The sequence below is a fragment of the Streptomyces sp. NPDC051963 genome (assembly GCF_044593495.1).
GTDB lineage: Bacteria > Actinomycetota > Actinomycetes > Streptomycetales > Streptomycetaceae > Streptomyces.
Window position 1 is genome coordinate 944,819 of the sequence record NZ_JBIUCC010000001.1, and the last position, 16,410, is coordinate 961,228.

Genomic DNA, 16,410 nt, shown 5'->3' on the forward strand with positions numbered 1-16,410 from the left:
GGATCAGTTCCTCTCCTGTGCACGCAAGGGCCCGGATTCGCGGAAGGATCCGGAGAACTGGCCGGGTGCACCGGGTACCGGTTCGGCGGGGTCCGCGCCGAGGGCGACGATCCGGTTGGCCTTGTCGACGTGGACCACCCGGGGCCGGTGGGCGGCCCGCTCGGACTCGTCGAGCGCGGCGAAGGACATGATGATCACGAGGTGACCGGGGTGGATGAGATGGGCGGCGGCGCCGTTGACCCCGATGACGCCGGTGCCCCGGTCGCCCGCGATGGCATACGTGGCGAGTCGGGCGCCGTTGTCGATGTCGACCACCTGGACCTGCTCGCCCTCGACGATGTCGGAGGCGTCCATGAGGTCCTGATCGATGGTCAGGGACCCCACGTAGTGCAGATCGGCCTGGGTGACGGTGGCGCGATGGATCTTTCCATTGAGCAAGGTGCGGTGCACCAGTACCCCCTGAATCGAAACTTAGGTGAGGCTAACCTAATTCAAGCTGTTCGCGTGCGGAAGAAGTCCAGCACCACACGGTTCACCTCGTGCGGCCGCTCCAGGTAGCCGTAGTGGCCCGCAGCCCTTGATCTCGTGGTACGTCGCCGAGGGGATGGCTTCGGCGACCTCGCGGCCCAGGTGCGGGGGCAGGATCACGTCGTCCGCGAAGCCGAGGACCAGGCAGGGCACCTCGATCCTCCGGTAGGCCTCCAGCCTCCCGTCCGGAACACGCAGCTCCAGCTGGGCTCTTGCGCCGGGGCCGGTCGCCGGTGGCGCGTACTCGAAGAGCTCCAGCCAGTCCTGTAGCTGCTGTTCGTCGTCCAGGGTGACCGGCGACAGGTTGGTCAGCGCCCGCACCCAGGCCGCGTAGGCCGGCGGCAGCTCCACGCCGCTGTCGCACAGGGCGCGTTCGGCGGCAGCCATGGCTTCGCGCTGTGTGTCCGTGCGGCCGCGCGTGGCCATCAGCACGCCCTGGCTGAGGAGTTCGGGGCGGGCGAGCATCAACTCCTGGACGACGTACGCCCCCAGGGAGACGCCGACGACCCGGCACGGCGCGAGGTCCAGGTGCTCGATCAGTCCGGCCGTGTCGGCCACCAGGTCGTCGATCGTGAAGCCCTCGGGGCACTCGTCGCTCGGCGGGATACCGCGGTTGTCGAAGGTGACGACCCGGTGTCCGGCCTCGACGAGCGCGGGCACCTGGTGGAGATGCCAGGAGCGGCCGCCGGCGGACCGGCCCATCACCAGGACCACGGGGTCGCCGGTGCCGACGGCGCCCCTGTCCTCGTAGTGCAGCCGGATTCCGTTGATCTGCGCACTCGGCATGGCAGGCGCCCACCTCACGTCTTCTCTATGGAGTCGGCGGGCTCCTCGGCGTCCGAGAGCTCGTGCAGGGTGGCCTTCCGCAACCCGGGCATGGCGACGGCAAGGGTCGCCACGCCCGCCAGGCAGACGACGCCCCCGAGGACGGCCGCACCGGCGGACGACCCCAGCGCCCTGGCCACCAGGCCCGCTTCCAGGTTGCCCACGGACGGTCCCGCGGTCGCCTGGGCGAGCCACAGGCTGCCGACCCTGCCCTGAAGACGGTCCGGCGTGTAGTGCTGGAGGAGCGCCCGGCGCAGGATCTCCGAGGCGGTGTCGCCGAGCCCGGCCAGCGCCAGGAAGGCGAGCGCCAGCCACAGGTTGGAGCTGAGACCGAAGCAGGAGATCGCCACGCCCCACACCGCCACCGCACCGATCAGCGCCCGCCCGGTGTGGTGCACCCGCCCGGTCCAGCCGCTGGTCAGCGCGCCGAAGAACGAGCCGACGGCGGGGGCGGTGTAGAGCAGTCCGACGGTGGAGGGTCCGCCGCCGAAGTGTTCGGTGCCCAGTTCGGGGAAGAGCGCGTACGGCATGGCGAAGACCACGGCGCACACGTCGATCAGCAGCAGCCCGGACACGACCTGGTTGCCGCGCAGAAAGCGCAGCCCCTCGGTCATCGCCTTCAGCGGATGCTGCACCTCGGCCGTCCCCTCGGGCGGCAGCGCCGGCAGCGGAGCGAGCAGGGCCAGTCCTACGACGTACACCGCCGCGTCGATCGCGAAGCACATCGCGACCCCGGGGCCGGACGCGATGACGCCCGCGAGCGACGGACCGATCATGCCGCCGAGTTGAGCGGTGAGCGTGGTCAGCGCGCCGGCCGCGGCGAGCTGGCCGGGCTGCACCAGGGACGGTGTGGCCGCCATCATGGCGGGCCCGCCGAGTCCGGCCGTCCCGCCGGCGAGGACGGCCGCCACGAAGACGAACCACACCTTGGGGTCGGGCAGGGCGGCGTTCACCGCGAGTCCCGCGACCACCACGGCGGTGATCGACCGGGTGACGAGCATCAGCCGGCGCCGGTCGACCCGGTCGGCGAGCACACCGCCCGCGACCAGTCCGACCAGCAGGGAGAGGCCCAGCACCAGGCTCATCAGGCCGACTTGGACCGTCGATCCGGTCAGGGCGTACACCTGGAGGCTCGCCGCCACCGAAGTCAGATGAGTGCCGACCATGGAGATCGCCTGGGTGGCGAACACCAGCCGGAAGTCCCTGCTCGACCTCAACGGAGCGACGTCGACGACGACTTCTCCCAGTCTCACCCCGGCCCCTAACGCCCGAGCGAGGGTGCGACGACCCGCGCGGGCACCACATAGGGGGCGACGCTGCGCAACTTCTCGCAGGTCTCCTCCAGTTCGCGTTCCGGAACGGACCCGGAGAGGATTCCGGCACCGGCCCGCAGCCAGGTGCGGCCGCCCTCCTCGAACAGGCTCCGCAGCACCAGGGCCGCGTCGAGCGCTCCGTCACTGCCCGCCATCAGGACGGCCCCGCTGTAGATCCCGCGCGACTCGGTCTCCAGGCGGGAGATGCAGTCGTACGCCGGACCCTTGGGTATGCCCGAGGCGGTGACGGCCGGGAAGACCGCCCGCAGGACGTCCCAGGCGGTGGTGCCCTCGCCCAGCAGGCCGTGCACGCTGGATCCGAGGTGCTGCACGCTGCCGCGCTGACGGACGCTCAGCAGATCGCGCACCGAGACCGTGCCGGGCCGGCACACGGCCGCCATCTCCTCCTCCGCCAGCTTGACGGAGAGCACATGCTCGGAGATCTCCTTGGGGTCGGCGAGGAGTTCGGCGCGCAGCCGCGCGTCCTCGGCGTCGCCCAGGCCGCGGGCGCGGGTGCCGGCGAGTGGCTGGGTGACGACCTCGCCGGCCGCGTCGACCTCGGCGACGGTCTCGGGACTGAAGCCGACGACCCGGCGGCCGCCCAGGTCGAGGAAGAAGGAGCGGGCCGGGGTGTTCCTGGAGCGGCCGTGCACGAAAGTGGCGGCGAAGTCGACCGGGAAGGGCACCTCCACGGTCCGGGAGAGGATGACCTTCTGGAGATCGGTGGTCCGGATCTCCTCGATGGCACGGGCCACCACCCCCGGGTAACTCCCCGCGGAGTCCTCGACGTCGATCGGGCGGGGGTCGACCGGACGCGGCGCCACCGGCTCGGCCAGGTGCAGCAGGACGGCGTCCAGCATCCCCTCGTCGACACTGCGGACCAGGGCGCCGCTGCGCCGGAGCCTGACCTCGGTGTGCGGTACGACCAGATGCAGGAGGTCCTCGTCGCCCGCGCGGTGCGGCCGGTCGGTGTACAGGTGGGAGAACTCGAAGGCCATCCAGCCGTAGGCGTTCCACGCCCCGACGCCCATCTCGTCCAGTTTCTCCTGGACCTGACGGAGTGGATGCGGTCCGAGCGGCGCGGTGGACTCCTCGGTGAGCCATCGGGAGCGCACCCCGGAGCGGCCGACAACGACCTCGCCGAGCGCCCCTCCGGCGAACCAGCAGTCGCCCTCCCGCTCATACACCACGTATTGGTCGAACAAGGCGGACTCGGCCAGCTGTGCGGCCAACTGGACGGGGTCCCCCGGCAGTTCCGTCTCCGCGCTCCGATAACGCAGCAAGGGACCTACCTCCCAGGCGAACTTAGGTTAACCTAACCTAACCGACAATGACCGTAGCCTCCGCATCGACGGCGCGTCCAGGGTGCCGCCCCGATCACACCCCGCTTGACCCCTGTCACACCTTCAGACTCGACCGCGATCACACCCCCAGGCTTGACCCCGATCGCACATTAGGCAAGCCTTTCCTAAATAGCAGGCGGGAGTTGAGGATGCTCGACGGTTGGGTGCCCTGGCCTCAGGAGTTCGCCGAGCGGTATCGGGACGAGGGGTACTGGGCGGGGCGGCCACTGGACCGGCTGTTGCGGGATCGGGCCGTGAGCTCTCCGGAGCGGGTCGCGCTCGTGGCCGGCGACGGCAGCAACCGGTGGACGTACGCCGAACTCGATCTGCGGGTCGACCGTACGGCGGCGGGACTACGGCGGCTGGGCATCGGCGACGGCGACCGCGTGGTCGTCCAACTGCCCAACACCGACGCCTTCGTGGTGCTGTTCTTCGGTCTGCTGCGGGCCGGTGCGATCCCGGTGCTGACGCTGCCCGCGCACCGGGAGAGCGAACTCGTCCATGTCGCCGAGGTGTCCGGTGCCACCGCCCTCGCGGTCCCGGACACGCTGGACGGCTTCGACCACCGTGGGCCGGCCCGGGCCGTGCGCAAGGCGGTGCCGGGCGTCGAACACGTCCTGGTGGCGGGCGACCCGGCGGAGTTCACCGCGCTGGCCGACGTGGACGCCGACCCGGTCGAACTGCCCGCGCCGGATCCCGGCGATGTGGCGGTGCTGCTGCTGTCCGGTGGCACCACCGGCAAACCGAAGCTCATCCCGCGAACCCACGACGACTACACCTACAACGTGCGGGCGAGCGCCGAGGTCTGCGGCTTCGACGGCGACACCGTCTACCTAGTCGTCCTGCCGACCGCGCACAACTTCGCGCTGGCCTGCCCGGGACTGCTCGGCACGCTGATGGTGGGCGGCACGGTGGTCCTCTCCCCCACGCCGAGCCCCGACGACGCCTTCGCGCTGATCGAACGGGAGAAGGTCACGGCCACCGCCGTGGTCCCACCGATCGCCCTGCTGTGGCTGGACGCGGTGGAGTGGGAGGAGGCCGACCTGTCCTCGCTGCGGCTGCTCCAGGTCGGCGGCTCCAAGCTCGGCGCCGAGCCCGCGGCCCGTGTGGAACCCGCTCTCGGCTGCACGCTCCAGCAGGTCTTCGGCATGGCCGAGGGGCTGCTCAACTACACCCGCCTCGACGATCCCCCCGAGCTGCTGACCGGCACCCAGGGCCGTCCGCTGTCCCCCGCCGACGAGGTCCGCGTGGTCGACGACGAGGGACACGACGTACCCCCGGGCGGGACCGGCGAGTTGCTCACCCGCGGCCCGTACACCCTGCGCGGCTACTACCGGGCGGCCGAGCACAACTCCCGGTCCTTCACCCCGGACGGCTTCTACCGCACCGGCGACCTCGTGCGCGTCCTGCCCTCGGGCCATCTGGTCGTCGAGGGCCGGGCCAAGGACCAGATCAACCGTGGCGGCGACAAGATCTCCGCCGAGGAGCTGGAGAACCACCTTCTCGCCCACCCCGGCGTGCATGACGCCGCCGTGGTCGGCATGCCCGACGAGACGATGGGCGAACGCACCTGCGCCTACCTCGTCCCGCGCGGACAGGCCCCGACCCAGCGCGAACTCGCCGCCTTCCTCACCGACCGGGGCGTCGCCGCGTACAAGCTGCCCGACCGCGTGGAACTGCTCGACATCTTCCCCCGGACCTCGGTGGGAAAGATCGACAAGAAGTCGCTCGGCCGCCTGATCACCGCGCGGCTGAGCTCGGAGGGCAGTGGTGAAGGGTGAGCCGGGCGGTGGCACCACCGCTCTTGTACGACCGGACCCGCAACCCGCACGCCACCGGCACTCGACCCGCACCCTGGCGGTGGGGGGTGCCCTGCTCCTGCTGATCGTGGCGGCCCTGCTCAGCCTGGCGGTCGGTTCGCGTTCACTGCCGGTGTCCGTCGTGGTCGACGCGCTGCTGCACGACGACGGCTCGACCGCGAGTTCCGTGATCTGGGACGTACGGCTGCCGCGCACCCTGGCCGGGATCGCCGCCGGCGCCGCGCTGGGCGTCGCCGGTGCACTCATGCAGGCGCTGACCCGCAATCCGCTGGCCGATCCCGGCCTGCTCGGGATCAACGCGGGCGCCGCCACCGGAGTCGTCCTCGCCATCACTGCCTTCGGGCTGACGAGCCTGTGGTCGTCGGTGTGGTTCGCCATGGTGGGTGCGGTGCTGGCGGGGCTGCTGGTGTACTCGCTGGCCTCGGGCGGACGCGGCGGTGCGACTCCCGAGCGGCTCGCTCTGGGCGGCGCGGTGATCGCCGCCGTGTTCACCGGCCTCAGCCAGACCATGATGCTGCTGGACGCCCAGACCCTGGACCAGATGCGATTCTGGAGCGTGGGTTCGCTCGCCCGGGCCGACAGCTCGACGCTGACGGCGACCACCCCGTTCGTCGTGGCGGGCCTGCTGCTCGCCCTCTGTCTGGTGCGCCCGCTGAACGCGGTGGCGCTGGGCGACGACACCGCCCGCGCCCTCGGCGCCCGGCTGCACCGGACCCGGCTGCTCGGCATGCTGGCCGTCACCGTGCTGTGCGGCGCGGCGACCGCGGCCGTCGGCCCGCTGGTGTTCGTCGGCCTCGCCGTGCCGCACATCGCGCGTTCACTCGTCGGAGCCGACCAGCGCTGGACGCTGCCGATGTCCATGCTGCTGGCCCCGGCCCTGCTGCTCTGCGCGGACATCCTCGGACGGGTCGCCGTCCGCCCGAACGAACTCGACGCCGGGGTGGTCACTGCGGTGCTCGGCGCGCCCGTCTTCATCGCCCTCGTGCGCTACCGCCGCGTGGTCGCCGCGTGACCGGCACGGCCTCGCCCGCCCGTCCGGCCGAGCGGCGCGCGCGGATCGTACGGAGCCGGTCGCATGCGTTCTCGCTTCGGGTCGACGTGCGCGCGGTGTCGGTCTGTCTGGTCCTGCTGGTCGCGACCGTCGGGGTGGGCGTACTGGCGCTCGGCACCGGGGAGTTCGCGATCTCGCCGGCAGACGTGGTCCGCACCCTGCTGGGCAACGGCAGCCGGCAGACGAACTTCGTGGTCAACGAGCTGCGCCTGCCCCGGCTGCTGACCGGCATCCTGGTCGGTGCGGCGCTCGGACTGAGCGGCGCCCTGTTCCAGAGCCTGTTCCGCAATCCGCTGGGCAGCCCGGACATCGTCGGCTTCACCTACGGCTCGGCCACCGGAGGACTGCTGATCATCCTGCTCGCCTCCGGCACCGGAGGAGCGGTCGCGTTCGGGGCCGTGGGCGCCGGCCTGGCGACCGCTCTGCTGGTGTATCTGCTCGCCTGGCGGCGCGGGGTGCACGGCTACCGGCTCGTGCTGGTCGGCATCGGCGTGAGCACGCTGCTCCAGGGCGTCAACGCCTACCTGCTCGCCCAGGCCAAGATCACCGAGGCGGCGCAGGCGATGGTGTGGCTCAACGGCAGCCTCAACGGGCGGGACTGGACGGACGTCCGCCCGGTCGCGGTCGGGCTGCTCGCCGTCCTGCCGCTCGTTGCGCTCGGCGCGGGCAGGCTGCGGATCCTCGAGATGGGCGACGACGTGGCGGGCGGTCTGGGCGTCCCCGTCCAGCGCACCCGGCTGATGCTGCTCGTGCTGGCCACCGCGGCCTGCGCCGTGGCCACCGCCGCGGCCGGCCCGATCCCGTTCGTGGCCCTCGTCGCGCCCCAGGTGGCCCGCCGCCTCACCCGCGCCCCCGGCCCCAACCTGTCCACCGCCACCTGCGCCGGCGCCCTCCTCGTCGTCACCGCGGACTTCACCTCCCAGCACATCCACGCCTCGGCCCAGCTGCCGGTGGGCGTGGTGACCGCGGTGGTCGGCGGGCTGTATCTGGGACTGCTGCTACGGCGCCGGCGGCGGGCGGGGCAGATCTGACCGGCCTGCCGCCTCAGTGGCCGTGGCCGGCGTCGTGCGTCGGCTCTGCTGCGGACGCCTGTCCGGCACGGACCGTGAACGCCGCGGTGTGGACGGTGCCTTCGTGCTTGAAGTCGAGGAACAGGCGATAGGTCCCGCTGCTCGGTGCCGTGGCCGTGAAGGAGATGTCGGGGCCGGGCTTCGTCGTGCTGTTGGGGTGCACGTGGAGGTAGGCGAGGTCGCCCGAGCGCAGGACGACGAGATGGCCGTATGCGCCGAGGTAGGGCTGGAGGTCGGTGACCGGCCGGCCGTTCCGGGAGACGGTCAGCTTCAGCTCGCCCTCCTTGCCGGGGCGCAGACCGCCGGACAGTCCGACCTCGTAGCCATCGGTGGAGGCGGTGGAGGCAGGCGACGGCATGTCCTTCGGCTCGTAGGGGCCCGAGGCGGCCAGATCCGCGCCGAGGGTGAGGTTCTCGGCACCCTTCTTCCCCGGGGTGAAGTCGGCGAAGACCCGGTAGCCGCCCGCGCGGGGCAGTTCGACGGAGATGCTCCAGGTGCCGTCGGCGGCGCGGGTGGGGTGCAGGTGACGGTAAGTGACCAGATCGCGAGAGGCCACGATGAGGTGCAGTTCCTTCTCGTGCTCCCGCCGGTACGCGGTCACGGCGCGGCCGCTGTCGTCGCGGATCGCGAAGCGCAGCTCGCTCTGCTTCCCCGCGGTGACACGCGGTGTCCGGAGATCGAGGGTGTAGCCGCCCTCGGAGATCTGTAGCCCGCCGGCCGGGGTCGCCTCGTGCCCGCCATGGCCGTCGCCTCCCTCCGGTGACACTTCGGTGTGCCTGTCGTGGCTCGCGGGCGGGCGATCCTCCACGACGGGAGCGACGCCTTGGCCGACGCCGTAGGCGGTGCCGAAGGTGGCGGCCAGCGCGGCGGCGAAAGCGCCGATCTTCAGTCCGGTGTGCATGGGGCCCTCCGATCTCGAGATCTCTATACGACCGACCATACCCCCAGGGGGTATGAAGTCAAGGCCCTGCCGCGCTTGCGCTCGATACCCCACAGGGGTATACAGGATCACGAACGAAGGATACCCCCACCCCGTATGCAATCAGGAGCGATGATGGCCGGTAACCAGGTCGAACTCGTCATCGGCGGCATGACCTGCGCCTCGTGCGCGGCGCGCGTCGAGAAGAAGCTGAACCGCATGGGCGGGGTCACGGCCACCGTCAACTACGCCACCGAGAAGGCCAAGGTCAGCTACACCGGCGAGGTCTCCGTCCCCGATCTGATAGCCACGGTCGAGGCGACCGGGTACACCGCGCAGGAACCCGCGCGGGCCGACCCCGAGCCCGAGCAGGTCGACCATGAGCTCCAGTCCCTCCGGCAGCGGCTGCTCACCTCGGTCGTTCTCGCCGTCCCCGTGATCGCGATGGCCATGATTCCCGCCCTCCAGTTCGACAACTGGCAGTGGCTGTCCCTGACGCTCGCGGCGCCCGTCGTGACGTACGCGGGATGGCCCTTCCACAAGGCGGCGTTCACGAACGCGCGCCACGGTGCGGCCACCATGGACACGCTGATCTCGGTCGGTACGTCGGCCGCGTTCCTGTGGTCCCTGTGGGCGCTGTTCTTCGGCACCGCGGGCACGCCGGGCATGACGCATCCCTTCGAGCTGACCATCGCCCGCGGCGACGGCGCCGGAAACATCTACTTGGAGGCCGCCGCGGGAGTCACCGCGTTCATCCTGGCCGGGCGCTACTTCGAGGCCCGCTCCAAGCGCACGGCGGGAGCCGCTCTGCGGGCGCTGCTGGAGCTGGGCGCGAAGGACGTCACCGTGCTGCGCCCGGACGGCGGTGAACGGATCGTCCCCGTCGCCGAGTTGAAGGTCGGCGACCGTTTCCTGGTGCGTCCCGGGGAGAAGATCGCCACCGACGGCACGGTCGTCGAGGGTTCCTCCGCCGTCGACGCCTCCATGCTCACCGGCGAGTCCGTGCCGGTGGAGGTGTCCCAGGGCGATCCGGTCACGGGCGCCACGGTCAACGCGGGCGGGCGGCTGGTCGTCGAGGCCGTCCGGGTCGGCGCGGACACCCAACTGGCCCGGATGGCCAAGCTGGTGGAGGACGCACAGCACGGCAAGGCTGCCGCGCAGCGGCTCGCGGACCGGATCTCCGCCGTGTTCGTGCCGGTCGTGATCGCCCTCGCGCTGGGCACCCTGGGCTTCTGGCTGGGCAACGGCGCCGGGCTGACGGCCGCGTTCACGGCCGCCGTCGCGGTCCTGATCATCGCCTGTCCGTGTGCCCTGGGCCTCGCCACGCCGACCGCGCTGCTGGTCGGCACCGGGCGGGGTGCCCAGCTAGGAATCCTGATCAAGGGCCCGGAGGTGCTGGAGTCCACGCGCAAGGTCGACACGGTCGTCCTCGACAAGACGGGCACCGTCACCACCGGCCGGATGACCCTGCTCGCCGTGCACAGCACCACGGATGAGTCCGAAGTCCTGCGACTGGCGGGCGCGTTGGAGCACGCATCCGAGCACCCGGTGGCCCGTGCCGTGGCCGCCGGCGCCATGGACAAGCTGGGTCCGCCGCCCACGCCCGAGGACTTCGCGAACGTGCCCGGCCTGGGTGTGCAGGGCGTCGTCGACGGTCACGCCGTCCTCGTGGGGCGTGAACAACTGCTCGCCGACTGGGCGTTGGAGCTGCCGGCGGAGCTGAAGCAGGCCAAGTCCGAGGCCGAGGCGGCCGGACGCACCGCGATCGCCGTCGCCTGGGACGGCGAGGCACGGGCGGTCCTCGAAGTCGCCGACGCCGTTAAGGAGAGCAGCCCTGAGGCGATCGAGCGGCTGCGCGCCCTCGGTCTGCGGCCGATCCTGCTGACCGGCGACAACCGGACCGTGGCCGAGTCGGTCGCGGCCCAGGTCGGCATCGCGCCCGAGGACGTGCTCGCCGAGGTGCTGCCGCAGGACAAGGCCGCCGCCGTCAAGCGCCTTCAGGGCGAGGGCCGTTCGGTCGCCATGGTCGGCGACGGCGTGAACGACGCGGCCGCGCTCGCCCAGGCCGACCTGGGACTGGCCATGGGCACCGGCAGCGACGCGGCGATCGAGGCGGGCGACCTGACCCTCGTACGAGGCGATCTGCGCGCCGCCGCCGACGCCATCCGGCTGGCCCGCCGGACCCTCGGCACGATTCGGTCCAACCTCTTCTGGGCCTTCGCCTACAACATCGCCGCCCTTCCGCTCGCCGCGGCCGGACTGCTCAACCCGATGATCGCCGGTGCGGCCATGGCGTTCTCCTCGGTCTTCGTCGTCGCCAACTCCCTGCGTCTGCGCACCTTCAGGTCCCTCGGATGACGGACGCGCGCGTTTCCCCAGCGTTCACAGCGCCCTCATATCCAGGTCGTCGTACGCTCCCCGGGACCGCACTAGCGTCTTCGGGTCGCCCCCCGAACCGAACAAGAGTGAGGTTTCGATGTCCTCAAGACATGTCCTCGCCGGCCTGGCCCTGGTGCCGGCGCTCGCCTTCCCGGCGGCCGCTCACGCGACGACGACGCACACCCCCGGGGGACCTCACCACAGGCCCTCCTTCGACCTCCAGGCCCACCGCGGCGGCATCGGGATGACGACCGAGGAGTCCCTGGAAGGCTTCGGCAAGGCCCTGCGCCTCGGCGTCTCCACCCTGGAGCTGGACACCCAGATCACCAAGGACGAGAAGGTCGTCGTCACCCACGACCGCCAGGTCAGCGCCCAGAAGTGCAAGGACACGGCGCCCCTCACGCCGGGCGACCCGATGTACCCGTACGTCGGCAAGTACATCAAGGACCTGACGCTGGCCCAGATCAAGACCATGGACTGCGGATTCCAGCAACTGCCGGGCTTCCCCGAGCAGGAGCAGATCAAGGGCCTGCGGATGGTGGAGCTCAGGGACGTCCTGAACCTGGTCAAGCGCTACAAGGCCAAGCAGGTCACCCTGAACATCGAGACGAAGGTCGAGGCGGGCGCCCCCGAACAGACCGCGCCCCGCGAGCTGTTCGTGCGCCGCGTCCACGAGGAGATCCACCGTTCCGGCATCGAGCGCCAGGTCACCATCCAGTCCTTCGACTGGGGCGCGCTCAAGGCGATGCACAAGCTCGCGCCGAGGTGGCCGCTGGTGGCGCTCACCAACTACGACTTCCTCCAGGTCGGACAGCCCGGCGCCTCACCCTGGCTCGGCGGCATCGACGCCGACGACTACGGCGGCGACTTCGTGAAGGCCGCCGACAGCATCGCCGGCGTCACCACCCTCTCCCCCAACTACGGCTTCCCGCAGAGCGGCAAGGTCGGCGACCCGGGATTCCGCTTCTACGCCGATGAGGCCATGGTCGACTCGGCCCACGCCCGGGGCCTGAAGGTCGTCCCCTGGACCTGCGACGACCCGGCGACCGTGGAGGCGCTGATGGACTTCGGGGTCGACGGCATCATCACCAACTACCCCAACAAGGTACGGGAGATCATGGCCGAGCGCGGTATGCGGCTGCCGAAGGCGTACGGACCTCGCTGATCGTCACGGTGACGGGACCGGGGCGCTGCCGCCCGGTCCCGCCACTGCCCTATCGCCCGATGGGCGTGCGCCGCTTGAGGTCCGGGACGGGATCGGGAAACGCGGCCGATGCCCGTTCCTTCGTGAGCGCACCGGTGGCCCTCCGTGCCAGGTGCGGATCGACCGGGAGCACATGGGAGGCGAACCAGCGGGCGGCCGACGGGTCGGGGGACGGTTCCACGAACTCCGCGCCCGCGTGGTCGTCGAGCAGCGGGTCGTAGACGCAACCGCAGACCATGCCGTGGAGCACCAGACGTTCCACCAGGGCGTCGCGATCGTCGACCAGGAACGGAACGCGGAACAGGGGCGGAGGGCCGTCGTGTGCCGCGCTGTCGAGCCGGGACAGCCGCAGCGTCAACTGCCCCCGGACGACGGGCCCGTGGCGCTCCCGGAAGCCGTGCAGATCGACGCGGACCCATGACTCGAACGCGGCCAGGCTCGGCGCCTCGCGCGCACAGCCGCTCAGTCGCGGCGTCTGCAGGGCCATCCGGAACGCGTCCCGCTCCAGCAAGCCGAGGCGCTGCATGGTCCGCCACACCGGACGCACCAGATGCAGGGCACGGACGGAGGAGCGCGCGAGCGGCCGCAGCGTCACGGCCAGGTCGGCGCGCAGCCGGCCCGGCACCGGGAGATCATCGCGCAACAGCTCCAACTCCCGTCGGGTACGCGCGTCCTCGACGGCGAGGAATCCCCCGGCCAGCCCCGCCACATGCTTGGACAGACTGAACGCGGCCGCGTTCCCGAAGGTCCCGATCCGCTGTCCGTCCACGTGCGTGCCGATGGCGTGCGCCGCGTCCTCGATCAGCGGGATCCCCAACTCGTCGCAGTGGCGGCGCAGTTCGACGACCCGGTCCGGCATGCCGTACAGGTTGGTGGTCAGGACGGCGTCCACGTTCCGCCAGGTCGATTCCGGTACGGCGTCCGGGTCGATGTTTCCGTCCCACACGGAGACGGGGGCCTGCACCGGGCGCAGCCCGGCCGCCCGGGCGACACCAGCGCCGCAGGGCGAGGTAAAGAGCCAGCCGCGCCGAGGGCGTGTAGACGCATTCGCGTCCGAGTCGCCGTGTCACCATCGCGGCGAGCCGCGATCCGTACGGCATCGTCACCTGCTTCCGTCAAGGGCCGTCGAACGGCCGTAGAAGGACGTAGAAGGACGTACGAAAGACTCAACTCAGGGCGCTCGCAGGCCCGACGTACGGAGCGTGCCGACCGTCTTCAGTAACCGGTCGGCCGGCTCCCGCAGTCCGGGGTGGGCCAGGACCGTGTTCCGCAGACCGCGCACCGGTCTGCGCCACAGCCGATGCGCCGCCGCCACCGGGTGCGGGCGGGTGGCGAACCCTTCGCCCACGCGCAGTTCGCGGGTCTTCAGCCAGTCCTTGTACTCCTTGTCGCCCCGCCCGAAATCCATGAGCCGCACCCCGTGGCCGCCCGCGGCATGCGCCATGTGCAGGTGCATCATCAGGCCGGGCGAGTAGTAGCGGAGCTCCGGGTCGTACGTGGTGAACCAGGCCGCGAACACCGTGCGCGATCTCGGGCCGAAGTGCGCGGCCACCGGCCGGTCGCCGGCGTAGAGCACCGACAGCACACCGGTGAAGTGCTCTTCGCGGACCTGGAAGAAGTGGTCCACCAGGTCCACGATCCAGGGCCGTGAGAACCGGTCCATCCGGCCCGTCCTGCGGTACTGGGCGGACTTCCACTCCATGAGCCGGTGCAGCATCCGGGGGTCGCGCTCGTCGAAGACGAAGCGCACCTCGCCGACGTCGCGCCCCAGCCGGCGTTCCTTCTTCAGCGTCGTCTTGGCCACCCCGGGATAGGTGGAGCGCAGCCAGTCCGCATAGCCGCCCGCGCCGTCCGTCAGGTCGACCACGGGTGAGGCGAACGTCCCGGTGACGAACCTGCCGAACGGCTTCTGCTCGTCGACGAGATGGTCGAACTCGAAGACGGACAGCCCGCAGGCCCGCAGCAGTTCCTGCATGTCCCAGATGACCCCGGGGCGGTGCACGAGCGCCTGGCAGTCGGAGAGACCGAGGCCGATGGCCCGGCCGACGCCGAAGGAGTTGCGCTCGTACGGCAGGAAGCCGACCGGCTCCCCGCCCTGATGCAGGACGGCCACGTGCGCCCCACCGCGGTGCATGCCGATCCCGGCCGCGAACTCCGGCGACAGGAAGGGATTGGCGTAGTCGGGCGACTCGTCCATCGCCTCGTGCCAGACCCGGCGCAGCGGGGTGCTCAGCTCCTCGGGTCTGTGGATGGTGATGTCCCGTTGCTTCCCCCTGGATCGCATGGGCGACCCCTCCCCCCAGTTCCCCCTTGCAGGGATCAAACGTCGCGAAACAGCATGCACACTGTCAAGGGTGTCCAGTGCAAAGGAACGGTACGTACCGGATATCCGGCGACCCGACTGCGTTGATCGAAATCTCGTCCGGTTAGCATCTGAGCGCTACCTAGCTCGGAAGAGATGGATCCTGTGACTGTCAACGAGGACTCGTTCACCAACTGGAAGAACCGCGAGGAGATCGCGGAGTCGATGATCCCGATCATCGGGAAGCTGCACCGCGAGCGGGACGTGACCGTCCTGCTGCACAGCCGCTCCCTGGTGAACAAGTCGGTGGTGAGCATCCTCAAGACACACCGCTTCGCCCGGCAGATCGCCGGCGAGGAGCTCTCGGTGACGGACACCCTGCCCTTCCTGCAAGCCATCACCGCGCTCGATCTCGGCCCCTCCCAGATCGACCTCGGCAGGCTGGCCGAGACATACCGGGCGGACGACCGCGGTCTGTCGGTGGCGGAGTTCACCGCCGAGGCCGTCGCCGGCGCCACGGGAGCCAACAAGATCGAGCGCCGCGAGCCGCGTGATGTCGTCCTCTACGGCTTCGGCCGCATCGGCCGCCTCGTCGCCCGGCTGCTGATCGAGAAGTCCGGTTCCGGCAACGGCCTGCGACTGCGCGCGGTCGTCGTCCGCCAGGGGGGCGAACGGGCCGTCGAGGATCTCGTCAGGCGCGCCTCGCTGCTGCGCCGCGACTCCATCCACGGCCAGTTCCAGGGCACGATCACCGTCGACGAGGCGAACAGCACGATCATCGCCAACGGCAACGAGATCAAGGTGATCTACGCGGGCGACCCGTCCGAGGTCGACTACACGGCGTACGGCATCAGGGACGCCATCCTCATCGACAACACCGGCAAGTGGCGCGACCGCGAGGGCCTGTCCCAGCATCTGCGCCCCGGGATCGACAAGGTCGTGCTGACCGCGCCGGGCAAGGGCGATGTCCCCAACATCGTGCACGGCGTCAACCACGACACGGTCAAGCCGGACGAGCAGGTCCTGTCCTGCGCGTCCTGCACCACCAACGCGATCGTGCCGCCGCTGAAGGCGATGGACGACGAGTTCGGCGTGCTGCGCGGCCACGTGGAGACCGTGCACTCCTTCACCAACGACCAGAACCTGCTGGACAATTACCACAAGGCCGACCGCCGCGGCCGCTCCGCGCCGCTGAACATGGTGATCACCGAGACCGGTGCCGCGTCGGCCGTCGCCAAGGCGCTGCCCGACCTCAAGGCGCCGATCACCGGCAGCTCGATCCGCGTCCCGGTCCCGGACGTCTCGATCGCGATCCTCAGTCTGCGGCTCGGCCGGGAGACCACACGCGAGGAGGTCCTCGACCACCTTCGGGACGTCTCGCTGACCTCGCCCCTGCGGCGCCAGATCGACTTCACCAACGCCCCCGACGCCGTCTCGAGCGACTTCATCGGCTCGCGCCACGCCTCGATCGTCGACGCCGGCGCCACGAAGGTCGACGGCGACAACGCGATCCTCTACCTCTGGTACGACAACGAGTTCGGCTACTCCTGCCAGGTCATCCGGGTCGTCCAGCACGTCTCCGGCGTGGAGTACCCGACCTACCCGGCGACGGCGATCTGATCACGCGGAGTTCCTGAAACGCCTGTACGCCATCAT

11 protein-coding genes and 2 pseudogenes are annotated in these 16,410 nt (G+C 70.8%); 6 read left to right on the forward strand and 7 right to left on the reverse strand.

Annotated features, from left to right (window positions below; genetic code table 11):
* Positions 1–3 precede the first annotated feature (3 nt).
* From panD to ACIHFB_RS03945, 4 genes and pseudogenes are all read right to left on the reverse strand, one after another.
* Positions 4–450: an aspartate 1-decarboxylase gene (panD, locus tag ACIHFB_RS03930; protein ID WP_400125090.1), complete on the reverse strand. Its 447-nt coding sequence runs from the start codon at positions 448–450 to the stop codon at positions 4–6.
* Positions 451–491: 41 nt separating this feature from the next.
* Positions 492–1,314: pseudogene (locus tag ACIHFB_RS03935) on the reverse strand (alpha/beta fold hydrolase).
* A 14-nt stretch (positions 1,315–1,328) separates the two neighbouring features.
* Positions 1,329–2,606 (reverse strand): enterobactin transporter EntS, encoded by a 1,278-nt coding sequence (entS, locus tag ACIHFB_RS03940; protein ID WP_400125091.1) that lies wholly within the window; start codon positions 2,604–2,606, stop codon positions 1,329–1,331.
* An 8-nt stretch (positions 2,607–2,614) separates the two neighbouring features.
* Entirely contained in the window at positions 2,615–3,949 is a 1,335-nt protein-coding gene (locus tag ACIHFB_RS03945; protein WP_400125092.1) for a salicylate synthase, read from the reverse strand.
* 209 nt (positions 3,950–4,158) lie between these two features.
* Between ACIHFB_RS03945 and ACIHFB_RS03950 the strand changes: the two genes are divergently transcribed.
* Genes ACIHFB_RS03950 through ACIHFB_RS03960 form a run of 3 tightly spaced genes read left to right on the forward strand, consistent with a single transcriptional unit; the run spans position 4,159 to position 7,911 of the window.
* The gene (locus tag ACIHFB_RS03950; RefSeq protein ID WP_400125093.1) at positions 4,159–5,790 is read left to right on the forward strand and encodes a (2,3-dihydroxybenzoyl)adenylate synthase; all 1,632 of its coding nucleotides are present in this window, start codon (positions 4,159–4,161) and stop codon (positions 5,788–5,790) included.
* Entirely contained in the window at positions 5,777–6,841 is a 1,065-nt protein-coding gene (locus ACIHFB_RS03955; RefSeq protein WP_400125094.1) for a FecCD family ABC transporter permease, read from the forward strand. The genes ACIHFB_RS03950 and ACIHFB_RS03955 overlap by 14 nt, the downstream gene beginning before the upstream one ends.
* Complete coding sequence (locus tag ACIHFB_RS03960; RefSeq protein WP_400125095.1) at positions 6,838–7,911, forward strand: FecCD family ABC transporter permease; 1,074 nt, start codon at positions 6,838–6,840, stop codon at positions 7,909–7,911. Before ACIHFB_RS03955 ends, ACIHFB_RS03960 begins: the two co-directional genes overlap by 4 nt.
* Before the next feature lie 13 nt (positions 7,912–7,924).
* On the opposite strand, the gene ACIHFB_RS03965 is transcribed toward ACIHFB_RS03960, so the two are convergent.
* Complete coding sequence (locus ACIHFB_RS03965) at positions 7,925–8,851, reverse strand: hypothetical protein (protein WP_400125096.1); 927 nt, start codon at positions 8,849–8,851, stop codon at positions 7,925–7,927.
* A 153-nt stretch (positions 8,852–9,004) separates the two neighbouring features.
* Between ACIHFB_RS03965 and ACIHFB_RS03970 the strand changes: the two genes are divergently transcribed.
* Together ACIHFB_RS03970 and ACIHFB_RS03975 are read left to right on the forward strand one after the other, a co-directional pair.
* A complete protein-coding gene (locus ACIHFB_RS03970) occupies positions 9,005–11,227 on the forward strand; it encodes a heavy metal translocating P-type ATPase (protein ID WP_400125097.1) in 2,223 nt (740 codons plus the stop codon).
* Between the two features lie 118 nt (positions 11,228–11,345).
* Complete coding sequence (locus ACIHFB_RS03975) at positions 11,346–12,413, forward strand: glycerophosphodiester phosphodiesterase family protein (RefSeq protein WP_400125098.1); 1,068 nt, start codon at positions 11,346–11,348, stop codon at positions 12,411–12,413.
* Positions 12,414–12,462: 49 nt separating this feature from the next.
* On the opposite strand, the pseudogene ACIHFB_RS03980 reads toward ACIHFB_RS03975, so the two are convergent.
* Positions 12,463–13,552 (reverse strand): annotated as a pseudogene (locus ACIHFB_RS03980) (DegT/DnrJ/EryC1/StrS family aminotransferase).
* A gap of 71 nt (positions 13,553–13,623) precedes the next feature.
* Entirely contained in the window at positions 13,624–14,736 is a 1,113-nt protein-coding gene (locus ACIHFB_RS03985) for a GNAT family N-acetyltransferase (protein WP_400125099.1), read from the reverse strand.
* A gap of 183 nt (positions 14,737–14,919) precedes the next feature.
* Here ACIHFB_RS03985 and ACIHFB_RS03990 point away from each other — a divergent pair, with 183 nt between their 5' ends.
* Positions 14,920–16,374: a glyceraldehyde-3-phosphate dehydrogenase gene (locus ACIHFB_RS03990; protein ID WP_400125597.1), complete on the forward strand. Its 1,455-nt coding sequence runs from the start codon at positions 14,920–14,922 to the stop codon at positions 16,372–16,374.
* Positions 16,375–16,410: the final 36 nt, after the last annotated feature.

Bases quoted from the DNA above. Each gene is read 5' to 3' on its own strand.
- ACIHFB_RS03950 (WP_400125093.1), top strand. From the start codon at position 4,159: ATGCTCGACGGTTGGGTGCCCTGGCCTCAGGAGTTCGCCGAGCGGTAT.
- ACIHFB_RS03965 (WP_400125096.1), bottom strand. From the start codon at position 8,851: ATGCACACCGGACTGAAGATCGGCGCTTTCGCCGCCGCGCTGGCCGCC.
- ACIHFB_RS03970 (WP_400125097.1), top strand. From the start codon at position 9,005: ATGGCCGGTAACCAGGTCGAACTCGTCATCGGCGGCATGACCTGCGCC.
- ACIHFB_RS03975 (WP_400125098.1), top strand. From the start codon at position 11,346: ATGTCCTCAAGACATGTCCTCGCCGGCCTGGCCCTGGTGCCGGCGCTC.
- ACIHFB_RS03985 (WP_400125099.1), bottom strand. From the start codon at position 14,736: ATGCGATCCAGGGGGAAGCAACGGGACATCACCATCCACAGACCCGAG.